Source organism: Williamsia sp., assembly GCF_036566845.1.
Lineage (GTDB): Bacteria > Actinomycetota > Actinomycetes > Mycobacteriales > Mycobacteriaceae > Williamsia.
Genome location: NZ_DATCVM010000151.1, coordinates 1 through 17,951 on the forward strand (window position 1 = coordinate 1; position 17,951 = coordinate 17,951).

Below are 17,951 nucleotides of genomic sequence, written 5' to 3' on the forward strand. Positions count from 1 at the left end.
CGCCAGGGCATCGATCTGTTCTCGCATGTGGTCCGCGACGGTGTCGAGCGCATCCTGCCGGGTCTGCTGCGGCAGGTGGTGCACGGAAGACATCGCCTGCGTTTGGTGTGCCGATGGCTCGATCACCTCCATCGTCCAGAGCAGCCGATTCTTCGCGACGAGTCGCTGGCGCAGTGAATCCTGTTGTGAGATCACTGAGTACACGGCCAGTTCCAAGCGTTGAAGGTCCAGATCATCGCGGCCGTCGAGGTCGACCACCTCGGTGAGGACAAATCGATCGAGTGGGATGCCGGACAGGCGCAGACGATGCTGGTTGGCCATCGGTGACACCGCCTGCGGTGTCAGACGATCAGCGAGTGATGTGTTCTCGGGTAGTGCGGTCAGCGTCTGTGAGATCGATTCCAATACGGCTTCGAAGCCTGCCGCCAGCTCCTGCAGGCTTTCGGCGGTGAATGTGCGGTCGCCGGTGAACGAGAATCCGATCTCGGTGTGTTGGGATGAACGTTGCCCGACGATGTCGACGGTGAGGGCGTGCGACAGTGGCGTCAGGGCCGGTGTCGTTGCGATGAGACGCGGGAGGAAGTGCGGTGTGGTCCACGCACTCACCTGGTGGTGGGCAGAAGCGGTCACGATCCCGCCATAATTGAATTGCACGTCGGCGTTCGAGAGTTCGGCAAACAGGGTCATCGATTCGGGATCGAGGTGACGTAGCGCACCGTAACTGATGCCATCGTTGGGGATCGCCTCCATCGCCGCGTTCGCCGCGACGACGCAATCCAGATCCGGCAGTGACGAACCGGTGATCGCGGTCGCGTCGTCGGTCGACACCCGGACCGCGACGGGCCGGACCGTGGTGAACCAGCCCACCGTGGTCTCGAGCGCCGGACCGGCGAGCGACGCCGAGCGGCCATGTCCTTCGACGTCGATCAGGAGGCCGGGGGTCGCGGGCATCGATCGGGTTGCGCGCCATCTCTGCAGGGCCACAGCGAGTCCCGCGAGCAGTACATTGTTGGTCGAACTGCCTAGTCTCGGCGGTTCGGACACAAGACGCGCGCTCAGGGCATGGGGCAGCGTCACGCGGAGCACCTGTTGCTCGGCCACCGGCGTCGGGTCGGTTGTCGCATTCAGCGGCGCCGCGGCGTTCAGCTCTGCGATCCAGTGCTTGGCGTCTCGACGGAAGACCTCGAGCTGGGCCGGTGAATTCAATAACTCGAGCCAGGTGAAGAACGCGAGGTCGGTGGTCGGGATAGTATCGTCGCTGCCTTCGTATGCCGACTGCAGGTCCGCGGTCAGGATGTCCCATGACACGTAGTCGACCGCGAAATGATTGACCGTCCAGGCCAATACGCCCGGCTCGTCTCCGCGGTCGAAGTGTGCGATATGTGTCAACTGTCCGGAGGAGAGATCGAGTCCGCCTGCCAACTCCGCCTCGACGTGCTGGATGTACTCACCCATCGCGCTGTCGGTCTGCGCGGTGGCATCGAACCGGTGAACCAGTGGTGCCCGGAGATCGCGTGGTGCGTGCTCGATGGTGGGCGTCTCACCTGTCCGTCCGATGGACAGGGAGAGTGCCGCGTGCTGATCGATCACCGCACGCAGGGCGCGCTCAAGCCGGTCGAGGTCCAGGTCGGGCGGTGCCACCAGCAACAGTGTGTGCCGCAGTGCCGACTGATCGACCCCACCGCCCAGCTGGCGGTGCATGATCGGGGTCAGGGAGGTGGGGCGATGAACCGGCGAAGGCAATGCGGTCGATGTTGCCTGATCTTCGGGTTCGACCGTTCCTGCGATGCCTGCCAGTGCGGCGACGGTCCTGTGATTGAAGACGTCGGGAGGCGTGATGACTATGCCCAGTACGCGGGCTCGTCGGACCAATGCCAGGGCCGAGATGCTGTCTCCGCCAAGGTGGAAGAAGTCATCGTCGGGCGTGACCCCGGGGAGTCCGAGTACGTCGGTGTACACCGACACGAGACTTTGCTCGACGGCGGAGGCCGGCGCTCGGCCGTCGGCGTGTCCAGTGTCCGGGGCCGGCTCGGGCAGTGCGCGGCGATCCAGCTTGCCGTTCGCCGTCATGGGTATCGCCGGAATCTCCACCAGATGGGCGGGAACCATGTGCGCCGGCAGAACCGACTGCAGATGGGTCCGGAGCTCAGACGCGGAGATCGCGGTCGGTGCCGAGTCGGCAGCGACCCAGTATCCCACGAGATACTGGCCCGCCGCACCCATCGCGTCCCGCTCACATGCGATCACTGCTGCCCGGGACAGGCTGGGGTGGCTGTCCATCGCGGCCCGGATTTCGTCGAGTTCGATGCGGAAGCCGCGAATCTTGACCTGTTGATCTGCCCGGCCTCGGTACTCGAGTGTGCCCGCGGTGCTCCACCGCGCGAGATCGCCTGTGCGGTAGAGGCGGAGCGCCGGATTGGTGTCCTGGAATGGATTGGCGATGAATCGTGATGCTGACAGAGCCGGGCGATTGAAATATCCCTCGGCCACTTGCGGTCCCGCGACGTAGAGTTCGCCGGTGACTCCGGGTGGTGTCGGTCGAAGGTACTCGTCCAGAACGTATGTCGACAGATTCGGTAGCGGACGGCCGATGACGCTCGCGGCGGAACCCTCGTCGATCGATATCGGATGTATTGTGGTGTGGACCGTTGTCTCAGTGATACCGAACATGTTGAACAACCCGACTTCCGAGTCGGGATGGCGCTTTCGCCAGTCGGCTATCTTGCGGTAATCCAGCGCCTCGCCGCCGAATACAATCGTGCGCAACGCCTCGGGCGGACCGCCGGGCCGATCTTCCTCGGAGTGGATGAGCGAATAGAAGGCTGACGGCGTCTGACTCAATACGGTCACCTGCTCGTCGCGCAGCAACTGGCCGAAGCGGGACGGATCGCGTGCGGTGTCCTGGTCGACGACCACCAATCGGCCGCCGTGCAGCAGTGCCCCCCAGATCTCCCAGACCGAGAAGTCGAAGGAGTACGAGTGGAACAGCGTCCAGACATCGCGGTCGGTGAATGTCATGGATGACGTGGCGGAGAACAGTGCAACGATGTTGGCGTGGTTGATGATCACGCCCTTGGGCGTACCGGTGGAGCCAGAGGTGTACATGACGTAGGCGGTATCGGTCGGGCCATGCGGCCGGACCAGTTCCTGCGGGGTGAGGGGAAGATCGCTGGTGGGGTTGTCGGCGCGATGTCGGGTGATCGACTCCTCGAGCGTCACCACAGCGACATCGGTCAGCTCCTTGGCTGTCGATCGGTCGGCCTCGTTCATGACGAGTACGAGGGAGGGTGTCGAGTCGGTCAGCAGGTACGCGATGCGATCCGACGGATATGCCGGGTCCACCGGCACATACGCGGCACCTGTTGTCAGTACACCCGTGATCGCGACGATGAGCTCAGGAGACCGGGGGGCCATGATCGCGACCCGGTTGCCGGCGCCGATGCCACGGCTGATCAGGCTTCGCGCCAGCCTGTTACGGGCGGCGGAGAGGTCGCGGTAGGTCCATGCGTTCGTTCCGAGATTGATCGCGATGCGATCGGGCGTCTGCTCGCATCGTCGGGTCAGTAACCGGTCGAGGGTCTGGGCGGGAGCGGGCTCGGTCCCAGCGCTGGACCACTGCCGGAGCTGCTGCTCGTCGCCGGGAGACACCGTGGTCAACTGTGATATTCGCTGTGCCGGATCATCGGCGATGGTCGTGAGGACCCGCACAACGGTGTCGAGGAGTCGGTGTGCGGTGGCCTCGTTGAACAACTCGGTCGCGAAGATGAGATTGATCGTGAGGTCCTGGTCGAGGGATTCCTGGAACTCGAACTCCAGGTCGAACTTGGATGTCGAGACCGGTGACGGGACGAACTCCGCGTCGTAGTCGTCGAAGCGGAGCGGCGCGGTGGCGGTCCGGTAGACGGCCATGGTCTGAAACAGAGGATGGCGCGCCATCGACCGCTCGGGATTGAGCGCATCCACCAGTCGTTCGAAGGGCAGGGCCTGATTGTCGAAGGCGTCGAGCAGGTCACGCCGAACCCGGGACAACATTTCGGTCAGAGTGTGGTCGCCGGAAAGATCATTCCGGATCACGAGGGTGTTGACGAAGAACCCGATCAGATCGGAGATCGCCGGGTGGCCTCGGCCGGAAATGGGCGTCCCGACGGGTATGTCGAGACCACTGCCGTTGAGATTCAGCGCGATTGCCACTGCGGTGTTTGCCGCCATGTACTCGGTCACCTGAAGTCTGCGGCAAGTGTCCTTGAGGGCCCTCAACTGACACGACGGCAGAGTCAGAGTGATGCAGGCCCCCCGGTAATCGGATACCGCCGGCCGCATCCGATCGGTCGGCAACGGGATCTCATCCGGTATGCCGGTCAGCTTTCCTTGCCAATACTCGAGCTGGCTCTGCGCGCTGATGGTCGGGGATTCAACGGTGCCCATCGACAACCGCTGCCACGCAGCGTAATCCGCGTAGTGGATGGGCAACTGATCCCAGTCCGGGGCGCGGCCGGCGGTACGGCTGCGGTATGCCCGCTCGAGATCGGCGAACAGGATCGGGCCGGACCATTGATCGAATGCGATGTGGTGCACAGTGATCGAGAGGATGTATCCACCGGCGTGGAGGCTGATCAGAGCAGCCCGGATGGGCAGCTCGCGATCGAGTTCGAAGCAGTACGTCGACTGTTCGCTCAGGAATTCCTGCACGCAGACGTCCGACTCCGTGGTCTGTGTGAATTGCACATCGACATCGTCGGCCGCAAGCACATTCTGAACGACGCCGCGGCGCTCGGTGTCATCGAAGCGGGTTCGGAGCACCTCATGGCGGGAGACAAGATCTTTCAGCGCTGACGTCAGCGCCGCTGAAGCGACCGGACCGTGGATTCGGAACGCCAAAGCGATGTTGTAGACCGACGTCGGTCCGGTGACCTGGTGGAAGAACCACAGTCGCTCTTGCGCCGCGGACAGCACCGAATTCCCTGAACGTGGTGTGGCAACGATCTGGTCCGGTGGGGTGGTCGCATCGGGGGCCTGCGGACTGCTGCTCGTGAGGCGATCGACCTCGGATGCCAGAAGTGCGATCGTCGGAGCCTCGAAGACCGATCTCATGGTCACGCCGGATCCGAGAGCCGTGTTCAGCTGGGTGACCAGGCGGGTGGCCGACAACGAGTGGCCACCGAGGTGGAAGAAGTTGTCGTCGATATCGAGCGAGCGCGCGGCGGGGAGGGAGAGGACATCGCGAAAGGCGTCCGCGACCCGACGTTCGGTGTCTGTCCGCGGTTCTTGCTCGACGGGTCGGCCATCATTTAAATCAGGTGGCAGCAACGAGTTCTTGTCGATCTTGCCGTGCGCGTTTGTCGGAAGTCTGTCGAGCGCGACAAAGACTGTCGGCACCATGTGCTGGGGGAGGAGTCTGCTCATGTGGTCGCGGAGGGCCGCGGACAGGGAGGGCTCAGTGGAGGAGGTGCCGGTGGTCGGTGTGTGGTAGGCGACGAGGTAGGTGGACATCTCGTCATCAGGATCACGCCGGAATGTGGTCGCCACAGCTGATCTGACGTCGGGGTGCGCCTCGAGCGCCACCTGGATCTCGTCCAGTTCGATCCGGAATCCACGGAGTTTGACCTGGTGGTCGGTTCGTCCCAGATATTCGAGCTGACCGGAGTGGTTCCAGCGGGCCAGATCTCCGGTCCGGTAGAGCCGGCTGGAATGTCGGTGATCAGCTGACGCGCGCAGCGGATTGGCGACGAACCGCTCGGCGGTCAGTGCGGCCCTGTTGTGGTATCCGGTGGCCACCTGTGCTCCGGCAACATAGAGTTCGCCGGTGACCCCCGGAGGTGCCGGACGAAGGAACCGGTCGAGAACGTAGGCAGCGGTGCCGGCTACCGGTGACCCGATCGCGACTGTGCCATAGGTGGTTTCGGACTCGGCGCCCGGTTCGGCGGCAATCACCGCAGTGGCGTCTCCGGTGATCTCTGTCGAGCCATAGAAGTTGACGATCTGGGCATCGGGGACCACCCGGTGCAGGGCGGCCAGCGTTGCACCGGTGAATGTCTCACCTGAACAGATCCACCGGCGAATGCTCGAGAGATGCTCTGCCGCACCAGGCGTGGTTGCGAGCGCGTGAGCGAGCGCAGGAACGGTGACGAGGTCTGTGACCTCGTGCCGGCTGATCTGCTTGATCAGCAGCTGCGGATCGTGAGCGGTCTCGGCATCTGCGACGACAACGGTGCCGCCGCGGGTCAACGCGCCCAGGAATTCGGTACTTGCGTCAATGAATCCGATCGCCGATTTGGCCAGGAACACTCCGCCGGGGCCGGATCGGCCGGCCTGCCAACGTAACCGGCTCGCGATCGCCGATTGAGAGATGAGCACGCCCTTGGGGTCACCGGTGGATCCAGAGGTGTAGATCAAGAGTGCGGGATCATTGCGGTGGATGGTGCGATCACGCTCGGCGGCCTGCACCGTGGTGCCGGGGTGGGCGCCCAGTGCCACCGATAGCCCGGGATCGTCGACTTCGATCACCACTCGCCCGCGCTCGCGGGTCGCCTGTAGCGTGGCCGAATGCTGCTCGGCCACCTGCGAGTCGGTGAGTACGACAACCGGGTCGGAGTCCCTGATCAGGTATGCCACCCGTTCTCCCGGATACGTGACATCGATGGGCACGTACGCGGCCCCGGCGCGTCCGACCGCGGCCAGGGCGATCGGGAGTGCCTCATCCCGCGACAGCATGACAACGACGCGATCGCCGACCCGGGTCCCGAGCCCGATCAGATGCCGGGCCAGCTGATTCACCCTCACGTCGAAATCGCGGTAGGTCAGAGATTTCTCGCCCACTCGGATGGCGATGTACCCAGGGGTGGCGCACGCCTGTTCGGCGATGAGATCGTCGACGCGGGCGCAGGGCGGGGTCGTCGATTCGGACTCGGGATCTCCCTGTGACCACTGGTCGATCAATGCTCGGTCACGTGTGGTCAGGCCCATCAGCTGCCGGATCGGAGCCTGCGGTTCGTCGCCGATGGCGACCAGGAGTTCCTCCAGGTAGTCGAGCATCCTCGTGATGGTCTGTGCATCGAACAGGTCGGTGGCGTAGGTTGCCTCGACGTCCATCTGTCCGTCCCGGAGGAAGACCTCCAGTGCCAGCGGAAGCTGCGCGCTGTGGTTGTCGACGCGTGTCCACCCGGTGGAACACCCTGGCAGCTGCGGGCCCTCGATGTCCTGGGTCAGGAACAGCAACATCGCCTGAAAGAAGACGGGTTGACCCAATGCTCGAATCGGGTTGAGCCGCTCGACAATCCGGTCGAATGGGTAGTCTTGGTGGGCGAAGGCGGCTTCTGTGATCGCCTGCACCTGGTGCACTGTTTGCGCGAACGAGTTGTTCATCTGCAAGTCGGCGCGTAGGGCCAGGGTGTTTCCGAAGTTCCCGATGAGGTCTTCCAGTCCCGGATCGTCCCGGTTGGCGACCGCGGTACCGACTGTGACGTCGGTGGAACCCGAGAACCTCGACAGCAACAGATAGTAGGTGGTCAGGAAAACTGTGTAGGGGGTGGTTCCCAGCCTTGTGGACAGTGCGGTGAGTCCCTGTGCACAACGGGGATCCATGCGGCGATCCACACGGGCGCCGCGTTCGGACAATACCGGGGGCGCAGGCTTGTCCGTCGGCAACATCAGGGGCGGAGGCTCCGGCTGGAGCTGCCCTTCCCAGAACCTGAATTGTTCGGTGTCGTCGAGGCGGCGGAAGTGGCTCTGCTCCCAGTCGGCGTGGTCGGCAACCTGTGTGGTCGGAACATGGCCGTTCACCGATTGTCGTCCGGACACCAGTTGTCGATACGTCCGTTCGACACTCCTCGACAGAGCGGCGAATGTCATTCCGTCCCAGGCTATGTGCTGCACCGTCAAGATGACGGTCACGGAATCGGCGGCGGTGCGGACGAAGGTGACCCGCATCGGGGCTTCTAGGGAGAGGTCGAACGGCGTGCGGGCCTGGGTGTATGCCAGGGCCTGCACCGCCCCTGCCGATGCATCGGCGTTCAGATGAGCCAGATCGGTTCGGTCGATGATCAGGGGCATCGCTTCGTGAATTCGCTGATGGAGACTGCCGTTCTCGTCGTGGAACGTGGTGCGCAGTGCTTCGTTCTGGTGCGCCAACGTTTCGAACGCCGTCGCGAGTGCATCGTCATCGACGGTCCCGGTGAAATACAGGCACAGGCAGACGTTGTAGGCGACGCTGTCCGGGTACAACTGCTGGTGCATCCAGATTCGGCGCTGCGCGAACGACAGCTCGGCACGGTGCCGGTCGGCGCGCGGCGGGATCCGCGCACCCGCCTCGTCGAGGCCCGCAGCTTCGATCCGTGCCGCCATCAGTGCCTGCAGATCATCCAAAGACGTCACGCTCTTGAACCTCACAATTGATCGTCATAGAAGTGAAACGAATCGGAGTCGAACCGAGTCGATCTGATTCGGGTGTACGGGGTTCAGCTCACAGATGCCGCGCGAGGGAGCTCCGGCGACGCCAGGCCGGCGATGTCGAGGTAGATGGCGGCGATCTGTTCCAGGCGCCCGGAGGTCGTCTGTTTGTCGATGAGGCGCGCGGCAAGGGCGCGAATCGTGCGGGCCGCGAAGACATCGGTGATGTTCGCGTTGCCGACGGACAGCAGACCGCGGGTACGGGCGATCACCGTTGTGGCCAGAATGGAGTCGCCGCCGGAGGCGAAGAAGTCATCGTCGATCCCGACCCGGTCCTTCTCGAGGACTGCTTCGACGATGTGTACCAGCGCGGCTTCGAGATCTGTGGTCGGTTCGGCGAAATCGTCACCTCCTGCACCGAGGTCGATCAGCGCGATGACCTTCTTGCGATCGATTTTCCCGTTGGGTGTCAACGGCATCGCATCGAGCACCACGACCTGTTCCGGGACCATGTAGTCGGGCAGACGCTGTGCGGCCTGTCGCCGGAAGAATTCGGGATCGGGCACCAGGGATTGGGCGGCGACCACTGCTGCCAGTCGGTTCGAAGGGCCACTACCGATCACCGCGGCGACGGCATGTGCCACGCCGTCGACTGTCCGCAGAGCGGCTTCGACTTCGCCCAGCTCGACCCGGTAACCGCGAATTTTGACCTGATGATCGCCGCGGCCCAGGAACTCGATGGACCCGTCGTCCTGGTATCGGGCCAGATCACCGGTCCGATACCAGTGCACGCCTTCGTGTTCGACGAATCGGTCGCTGGTCCGCTCGGGGTCGCCGCGATAGCCCAGCGCCACCGAGGCGCCGCCGATCCAGAGCTCACCGGTCACCCGGTCGGGGCAGTCGAGTCCTCGATCGTCGACAATGCGGCACTGGACGTTGGGTAGCGGAGTGCCGTAGGGAACCGCTTTCCACTCGGCCGGAACGGGTCCGGACACCTCGCAGACGGTGGAGTGGATCGCAGTCTCCGTCGCGCCGCCGAGTCCGGCGAAGCGTGCTGTCGGTGCCAGTTCCCGCAACCGGCCCGGTAGGTCGACCCCCACCCAGTCCCCGCCGACGACAACCGTTCGCAGTCCGTTGAGTTGGTCGTGGTCGCCGACGGTCAGGAGCATGTCCAAGAGGCCGGGCGCGCAGTTCAGCACGGTCACACCCGATCGCTGCACTGTCTGCGCCCAGGCCACAGCTTCATTGACGTGATCGGCGGCGACCGACACTACCGCGCCGCCCAGACTCAGCGGGGCGAAGATGTCGAAGACCGACAGATCGAACTCGAGCGCGGACAGCGCCAGTGTTCGGTCGGTGTCGTCGAACCCGAAGTGATGGATGATCCCGTCGATGGTGTTGGCCGCTGCAGAGTGCGTCACCTCGACGCCCTTCGGCCGGCCGGTGGATCCCGACGTGAACAGGACATAGGCAATATCGGTCGGAACGGTGACAACAGGGCTCGGCAAAGGGCTTTCGTACGCGATTGCCTCGCTGATCCCCAATTCATCTACCAACCCCGACAGTTCGGCATCAGGCCGATCGATCAGTACCAACCGGACATCGCCCTGGTCGAAGATCAGCTGCTGTCGTGCCGCGGGCTGATCTGCTCCGATCGGCAGATACGTGGCACCTGCTGCGAGCACGCCGAGAACTGCGATCACCTGCCTGTGGCCCTTGGCGACACGGACGGCAACTGTGTCGCCAGGGCCGATGCCCTGGGCCGACAGTGCGCCGGCGACCGCGAGGGATTGCTGGGCAAGTTTGGAGTATCGCAGCTCGTTGTTGTTGTCCCACAAAAGTGCCGGACGATCTGGGGTCGTGGCGGCGTGGGAGAAGAAGGCGTGGTGCAACGTGCGCGCCGGAAGATCCACTGCGGTCGAGTTGACCTTGCGGCGGACCTGCGCCTGGGTAGGTGGGAGGTCGGCGAAACGGGTGGATTTCCAGTCGCATCCGGGATCGAGTACACGCTCGAGGATCGAGCGGTAGTGGTCGAACATGGCGTCGGCCACTGCGGGAACAATGGCATCACGCCGGGCATCCCAATTCAGGAGTACCCCGCCGTGTAGTTCGGCGACCTGGGCGTCGAGCACGACCTGAGGTCCTTGCGAGATGATCCACTTCGGTTGTCCGAACTCCGATTCGACAACGTCGGCGAACAACTCGCCCAAATTGAGGCCGCTGGTGTAGACGACCGGGGCGATCACGGGTTCACCGCGATGGCGGCCGAGGTCACGCAAGATGTCCAGGCCCGAGTAGCCCGAATGCAGCGCGCTGTTGTGCGCGGTCCTCTGTAGCTTCGACACCGCATCGAAAAAGGAGCGGTCAGTGCGTAGATCCACGTCGAGCATCAGCGAGTTCGTGAAGTCACCCACCAGTTTATCGACGTCGCGATGATAGGGTTCGCGATCGAACAGCGGGAGATTCAGCAGGAAATGTGAACTGCTGGACCATCTCCCGACCACTTCGGCGAACATGGCGGCCAACACCATCGCGGGCGTCACCGAGTACTCGCGGGCCCGCGTGAACAGCCTGTCCACATGTTCGGGTGAGAGCCAATGTGCGTATCGGACGGAGTCGGCGGGGCCGGTGCGCTCAGCTGTCGGCACGAGCGGCAGCTGAGGTGGATCCGGGAGTTCGGGGACCCGGTCGGCCCACCACCGTCGGTCTTGTTCCGCCGATGTTGTCGCCAGGCGGTGGTCGTCGAGATAGTGCTGATATGTGTAGTCGAGTGTCCCGAGGTCGGTGTCGGGGTCGCGATACAGCGTGGCCAGGTCTGACATCAGGGTGCGGTAGCTCATCGCATCCGCCACCAGCATGTCGACGTCGATGTGGAGCCGGGTTGTGTTGTCCGGCAGGAGTGTCAGGGTGACGTCGAGGCCCTGCCCGGCGCTGACATCCATCCGCTGGTGAGTCTTGAGGTGTCGGATCTGATCGAGTTCGCCCTCGAGTTCCTGGTCATCTGTGGTCCGCAGGTCGCGGACGGAAAACACATCGGCGGGCGGTTTCGGCAGTACCTGCTGGAGCCCGTCGTCGAGAAATCGGGTGCGGAGCATCCGATGCCGCTGGGCCAACGCCGAACAGGCATGTTCGAGGCGCTGCGGGTCGACGCCGGATCCGTCGAACTCTACGTACAGATGTGCGGCCACACCACCGAGGGTTTGTCCGTCCTGACGGCCCACCCAGTAGGCGTGCTGCATCGATGCCAGCGCAAACGGTTCGTCGGTGACGACGTGGTCGACGCCGGATCCGTTGTGGTCCGGTTCGGTGGTGGCCGGCTCCGGCTCGGCGGAGTCTGTGAGGCAACCGAGCAGGCCGAACCAGGCGGCGAGTGTGGGTTCCTGGGCCAGAGTGGCGAACTTGACGTTCGTCCCGCGGCGTCGCCATTGACCTGACAGCTTCATCATGGTGACCGAATCAAGGCCCATCGAGATCAAGTTCACCTGATTATCGATTGAATCCGTTGGTATTCCGAGCTTCTCGGCCACGGTTTCGCGAACTTCTTGTTCGGTCAGTTGTCCGGTTCGGGCTGTGTGCATGTTGTCTCCGTGTCCTCCGGTCATGAGTCGTCGTGAACTGGTCCCCTCGGCGGTCATCGGTTTCGACGGACCACATAGGGCGCCACGCTGCTCAGCTTTTCGCAAGTCTCTTCGAATTCTCGGTCGGGAGTGGATTGTTCGACGATGCCGGCGCCGGCCCGGAGCCAGGCGTTGCCGTCTTGTTCGACCACGGTTCGCAGTGCCAGGGCGGCTTCGAGAGAGCCCTCGGAGGACGCGGTGATAATGGCGCCCGAATACAGCCCACGAGGTTGCTCATCGAGGCGGTAGATGGCATCGACTGCCGCACGTTTCGGGATTCCAGAGGCGGTGACTGCCGGGAAGACCGCGGCCAGGGCGTCCCACGGTGTCAGGTCCTCGCGGAGCTGCCCTGACACCGTCGACGCCAGATGCTGCACGCTTCCGCGTTCGGACACTGCCATGAAGTCGAGCACCTTGGCCGTGCCGGTATCGGAGATCGACTCGATCTCGCGGTAGGCCGTGCGCACGGAGACGGCATGCTCCGAGATCTCCTTCGGATCGTTCTCGAGTTCGTCCCGAGCGGTTCTGTCGGCAAGTACGCCATTTCCCAGGGCCCGGGTGCCGGCCAGTGGTGTGGTTGTCACCGTTCGGGAAAGATCGACCGATACAACAAGTTCCGGGCTGAATCCGGCTGCGGCGAGGCCGCCTGTCCTGAATAGGAACGATCGCTGCGGGTTGTTGCCGATTCGCCCGAGTTGGTAGGTCTGCGGCAGATCCACGGGGTAAGGCACGGGAATCTTGCGCGAGAGGATGACCTTGCGGTACTGACCGGAACCGATCTCGTCGATCGCCTGGGCTGCACGCCCGCGGAAATCGTCATGGTCGATCCGGACGTCGACGGGCTCGGGTGAGGGGTGTTCGGACTGCGGCGGTGAGGTCAGCAAGTCGGTGAACCGGGTTCGCTGCTCGGGTGTTCCGCCTCTGAAGATGACGGGATCGTCGATTGATTCGAATCGCGCCACCATCTCGGGTACCAGCAGATGCGCCAGGGTGGTCTCCGGCGAGTCGGCCGAGCTCTCGATTTTGTGTACGGAACGCGCGAAATCGAAACCAATCCAACCGAATACCTCCCATTCCAGCGTGGGGAGCGCGCCCAGCGCATCATGGAGTGCAGCTACCGGATCGCCGGACCATGCGGCAACGTGCGGTGGTTCGGACCCCCACTCGGTGCGCGTCGTACTGCTCGTCAGGTCGACGGTTCCGAGCGTCCCGATCGCCACGGTCCACTGGCCCTGATGTTCGTAACAGAGGTAGGTCTCGTACGCGGCGGATCGAGCGAGGGCGGTGACCGCTCGCAATGAACGCGCAAAGGTGGTCGCCGGTAACGGTTCCGTGTCCAGCACCGAGTATTGCCCCTCTCCAGCGTGAATGGGGCGAACGCGTCGCGGGTGTCGCCGAGTAGCTCGCCAGTGCCACTCAGCCTATACAGAAATGGCTAGTTTGGGTAGGAGCACTGCACGGGAGGAGCGCTCAGCTGTGTTTTGCCGCGGGCTCTGGGAGGTCGCGCCAGGTCCGCAGGTGTCCGAACGAGAGCAGTCCGGCGATCGCGACGACGGTGAGGGTGGCGCCGTACACGGCGATGGCGGCCGGAGGGTCCATCACCGAGCCGAGGATTCCGGCGAGCATGGAACCGACTGCGGCGCCGAGAACGGTCAGGGCGCTCCATACGCTGTTGACCCGCCCGCGGAAGTGATCGGGTGTATCGCGTTGTAGCAGAGTGAACTCGAGGATGCCTCGAATGCTGATGGCCAGCCCCGCCGCGACCAGGAGCAGGAAGGTGAGCCACAACCATGCGGCGACGGCGACAAAGGAAGTGACTGCCAGACCCGCGCACGCGGCCAGCAGCACAAGAAGACCTTTGCGTTCGAAGGTGGCCACCCAGCCGCTGGTGACCGAGCCGATCCCGGCGCCGAGCGCGATGCCGGAGTAGAGCAATCCGGCGGCCCTGGGATCGTTGTCGAAGTGTTGATCGACCAGTGCGGGGATGAGAACCGTGACTCCGGTGCCGAGTAGGGCGATGACGCCGATGAACAGGACCGACCGGATCGCCGGGCGGGTCCAGGCGAAGTTCAGGCCATCGAGGAGGGATCGCATCGGGTGTGTGGGTTCAGTGTCTTCCGGTTGCATGGGTGGGACACTGGACAGGAGTGGGAGTGTCAGGAAGATACCCAGGGCAGCGGCGCCGTAGTTCCAGGTGACACCGCCGGCTGCGATGACCAGGCCGCCGAGCGCCGGCGCGGTCATCGTCCCCACCTCACCGGTCAGTCCGTTGATGGCGGCAGCGGCTGCGTACTTGTCGGTGGGGATCAGTGCAGGCGTCGCGGCGAGCAGGGCGGTGAAGCTGATTGCCCCGATGCCGCCGTCGATGGCGCCGAGTACATAGATCGCAAGGACATTGGGAGCGTCGAGCATCGCGTTGGCTGCCAGGCCGGCAAACGCCAGCCCGCACAGCGCTCGGCTCCAGAGGATCAGTGCCCGCCGGTCGTTGCGATCGGCGAGTACGCCGCCGACAAGCGATCCGACGAACGTGGCGATGCCGGTTGTTGTCGCGACCGCTCCCACCTGGGTGCTCGATCCCGTGATTGTGTAGATCTGTACCGGGACCGCGACCATCAGCATGCCGATGCCGAATATCGTGATCGCCCTTGCGATGACGATGTTCCGGAAGGGGCGACTCTCGCGCAACGGACTGATATCGAGGAGGATCTTGCTGATCGGCATCAACAACCTAACGTTGGAATGTCATCGAAAAATAGCCTACACATTAAAACCTCCATGAAGGGGTATGTTCTGTTCAGTCGTTGTTCCTGGCCATGATCGTTATCTGATGTTAGGTTTGTCTGGCCTAAACCCGCCGGGAGGTGCGGGTCTTCGAAGGCGCTCACCGAACCACTCAGGAGCATGATGCCCAAGACCATTCGTGAACCGGTTGTGTACCCGATTTCCGTTCGCGAGTTGAACGTCCTCCGGATCGTGGACGTCACTCCGGGGCTGCGGCGGATCACGTTGACCGGTCCGCAATTGGGTGGTTTCACCTCGGCTAACGGGTTGCCTCAACCGCCACTGCGGTCGGAGGGTTTCGACGATGACGTGCGATTGATCCTGCCCTACCCGGGCGAGGACACGCCGGTGCTACCGATTCAGCTCGACGGCACGTTCTCGATGCCGAAGGACCGGCGGCCGATCTGGCGGGCCTACACCATTCGGCGATGGGATCCGGCCTCGGCCGAGTTGACTATCGACTTCGTCAAACACGGTTCCGGGATGGCCACCACTTGGGCGTATCGGGCACAACCCGGTGACACCATCCACATCACCGGCCCGGCGGCCATGCGCCAACCGCCTTCTGGCATCGACTGGTTGCTGATCGTCGGCGACGAGACCGCTCTACCGGCCATCGCACGATGGATGGACGAGATGTCTGCCGATACCCGGGCACAAGTATTCGTCGAGATCGCCGAAGCGGCTCACCGGATCGACTTGCCCGACCACCCGAACGTGCAGGTCACCTGGCTCGATCGACAGGGCGCGACCGCGGGGACCACCGACCTCCTGATCGATGCGGTCGAGAATGTGCAGTGGTGGGATGGCTCGGTATACGCGTGGATCGCCGGAGAAGCCACCGTGACCAAGAAGATTCGTCGACACCTCGTCGAGAAGCGGGGTGTGGGAAAAGAATTCGTGGAGTTCACCGGCTATTGGCGGCACGCCGATGTGGTCACCCTGGCCGATGATCCGACTGTGCCGGACCCGGACAAGAACGAAGAAGCCTTCGAGAAGTTGCACGAGATGGCAGACCTGCTGCCCCCGCTGGCAATTCGAGCCGCGGTGAGTTTGGGACTGCCCGATGCGATCTCGCGGGGCATTACCGGAGCAGTCGAGTTGGCAGAGGCCGCGTCTGCCGACGAGGTGGCGGTGGGCAAACTCCTGCGCTATCTGACTGCCATCGAGATCCTCGAAAGCGCCGAGAGGCCGGGGCACTATCGCCTCAGTGACAGCGGCGAGTTCCTCACCACCGATTTCGTGGTCGACATCCTTCATCGTGATGGACCGGTCGGACGGCAGGAGCTGGCCTATTTTGGGATCTTCGAAGCTGTCAAGACCGGCCGCGCGTCCTATGCGTCAGTGACCGGAAACGAATACTCCGAGCTGCGGCAGGAACAATGGTACGAGGCGAAGCTCCTTGAGAACATTGCTGATTTTGCCCAGTTCATCGCCCAACCGCTGGCTGCCTCCGACCTGTTGGGCCCGATAAAACATGTCGTGGTGCGATCCGACGGCGCCGGACCGATTGCCCGAGCGCTCACCGGGGCGCATGCCGATGTCCGGGTGACCATCGTCGGCTTGCCGGCGCAAATCGCGTATTTGAAGGAGGACATGCCCCGTTCGGTCGAGAGCCCGGAACAGTTGGCTCGAATCGCTTTGCGCGAACAGGGGCTCGACGAAAGTCTTCCGGCCTCGGACGCCACCATGTTCGTGCGTTGGCTTGATCAGTTCAACGATGCCGACGCGATCGCCCTGCTGCGTTCGGCGGCGGCCGATCTTGAACCCGGTGGCCGGATCATGGTGCTGGAGGACCCGTTCGACACCGAGACCTTGGACGAGCATGCGGCTGAATACGATCTTCTCCACCTGTCGCTGTATGGATCAGGTCATCGCGACGACTGCGAGCTCCGTGCCGTTTTTGCCGGTGCGAACCTGATCGTCGAGAACTTTCAGACGGTTGGATGGGGAAACACGTTATATGTTTTGACGCCTGCTCAAACCTAGAGCGCGTTGTTATTCGGCCTGATTTTCACTCGGGTGAACGTCGCATTTTTTCCTATTCTTCGATAGCTATTGCAGCTGTGGCGTGGAGTGGGTGAACCTTGTTTCATCCCCTTCGGGCTGCGATTGTTGGCCATGTAGGCAGTGTTTTTTGTAGACATTCGACGTGAGCAGGAAATGTCGCAGACTTACCCTGGATTTTTTACTCACACTAAGGCTAGCCTTGCCTCGGAAGGTTTCTGGGTGCTCCAAAAACGGTGCTCGCAACGTTAGAGAAGTTTGTCAACGACGATGGGGCGCGAATGAGTGTCTTCGATCTGAACGCAGTGCTCGATGAGGCCGTCGATCGGCACCCCTTTCGGCCGGCGGTGTCGTGTGACGGCTTCGAGACCGACTTCGAGCGACTCGATGAGTCCGTCGAATGGCTCCGCGAAGAACTGGTTGCTCGGGGAGTGCAACCGAGAGCGCGGATCGGCGTGTGCATCACCGATGGCTGGGAGTTCGTCCTGGCCTTTCATGTTCTGGCCCGTCTCGACGCCGTGATGGTACCGATTGATCCGTTCGACGATGTATCCCTGCGTGGAGCAGGTGAATTGGACCTCCACCACATCATCTTTCACCGAGAGCAGGACGCGGTGCTGGAGGAGGCCGTTGCGCTGATCTCGGGCGAAGCGTTCTGCCCGATGTTCGACGTCGCTGAAGTGTTCACACTCGTTGTCGTATCGGTGGATTCTCCGCTGCATGTCGAAGGCGGACTCTTCTTGAACGAACTCGGTTTTCGGTTCCGGTCGTCGGTCGAGGTCGGAGCCCGTACGGCTGCGCTTTCGGTCGGTCTCGAACTCGGCCCCGAATCGCGTGTGATGGTCTGTGGGCCGTGGAGTTGCCCGTGCGCCGTCCTGCTCCTGTTGGCCTGTGCCACGTCGGGGTCGTGTGTGCAGGTTATCCAGGAACCGCGTGGCTACGGCGGCGTCCTCGAATCGGTGGCCGTGGTCGTGGGTGGAAGTGGTGGGGCCCCGCAGTCACTCGGGCGGGATGCGATCTACTAGTGTGCCGGTCCTGAAATCTTCGTCTTAATTGCCTATGATATCGGGGTGGCGGATTTCGGGTGTGGTGCCGAGTTTCTTCTGACCGGCGGCGAGCGTGAACAGCTTCTGGCGTGGTCCCGGGGTTCGTCGAGGTTGG

The 17,951-nt window shown here is 63.2% G+C and carries 6 protein-coding genes; 2 read left to right on the top strand and 4 right to left on the bottom strand.

Features of this window, described 5'->3' with window-relative positions:
• The 4 genes from VIQ49_RS14515 to entS form a co-directional block, all read right to left on the bottom strand.
• Positions 1-8,370, bottom strand: an 8,370-nt coding sequence (locus VIQ49_RS14515; protein WP_331885762.1) for an amino acid adenylation domain-containing protein, incomplete at its 3' end; no start/stop codon positions are given.
• An 83-nt stretch (positions 8,371-8,453) separates the two neighbouring features.
• The gene (locus VIQ49_RS14520) at positions 8,454-11,963 is read right to left on the bottom strand and encodes an amino acid adenylation domain-containing protein (protein ID WP_331885764.1); all 3,510 of its coding nucleotides are present in this window, start codon (positions 11,961-11,963) and stop codon (positions 8,454-8,456) included.
• A 53-nt stretch (positions 11,964-12,016) separates the two neighbouring features.
• Positions 12,017-13,345, bottom strand: a complete 1,329-nt coding sequence (locus VIQ49_RS14525; protein WP_331885766.1) for a salicylate synthase — start codon at positions 13,343-13,345, stop codon at positions 12,017-12,019.
• A gap of 127 nt (positions 13,346-13,472) precedes the next feature.
• Entirely contained in the window at positions 13,473-14,723 is a 1,251-nt protein-coding gene (entS, locus tag VIQ49_RS14530) for an enterobactin transporter EntS (RefSeq protein WP_331885768.1), read from the bottom strand.
• A 183-nt stretch (positions 14,724-14,906) separates the two neighbouring features.
• Here entS and VIQ49_RS14535 point away from each other — a divergent pair, with 183 nt between their 5' ends.
• A complete protein-coding gene (locus VIQ49_RS14535) occupies positions 14,907-16,772 on the top strand; it encodes a siderophore-interacting protein (RefSeq protein ID WP_331885770.1) in 1,866 nt (621 codons plus the stop codon).
• A 299-nt stretch (positions 16,773-17,071) separates the two neighbouring features.
• Positions 17,072-17,815, top strand: a complete 744-nt coding sequence (locus VIQ49_RS14540) for an AMP-binding protein (RefSeq protein ID WP_331885772.1) — start codon at positions 17,072-17,074, stop codon at positions 17,813-17,815.
• Positions 17,816-17,951: the final 136 nt, after the last annotated feature.

Excerpts from the sequence above, each read along its gene's own strand:
- entS (WP_331885768.1), bottom strand. The coding sequence starts at position 14,723 with ATGCCGATCAGCAAGATCCTCCTCGATATCAGTCCGTTGCGCGAGAGT.
- VIQ49_RS14520 (WP_331885764.1), bottom strand. The coding sequence starts at position 11,963 with ATGCACACAGCCCGAACCGGACAACTGACCGAACAAGAAGTTCGCGAA.
- VIQ49_RS14535 (WP_331885770.1), top strand. The coding sequence starts at position 14,907 with ATGCCCAAGACCATTCGTGAACCGGTTGTGTACCCGATTTCCGTTCGC.
- VIQ49_RS14540 (WP_331885772.1), top strand. The coding sequence starts at position 17,072 with ATGAGTGTCTTCGATCTGAACGCAGTGCTCGATGAGGCCGTCGATCGG.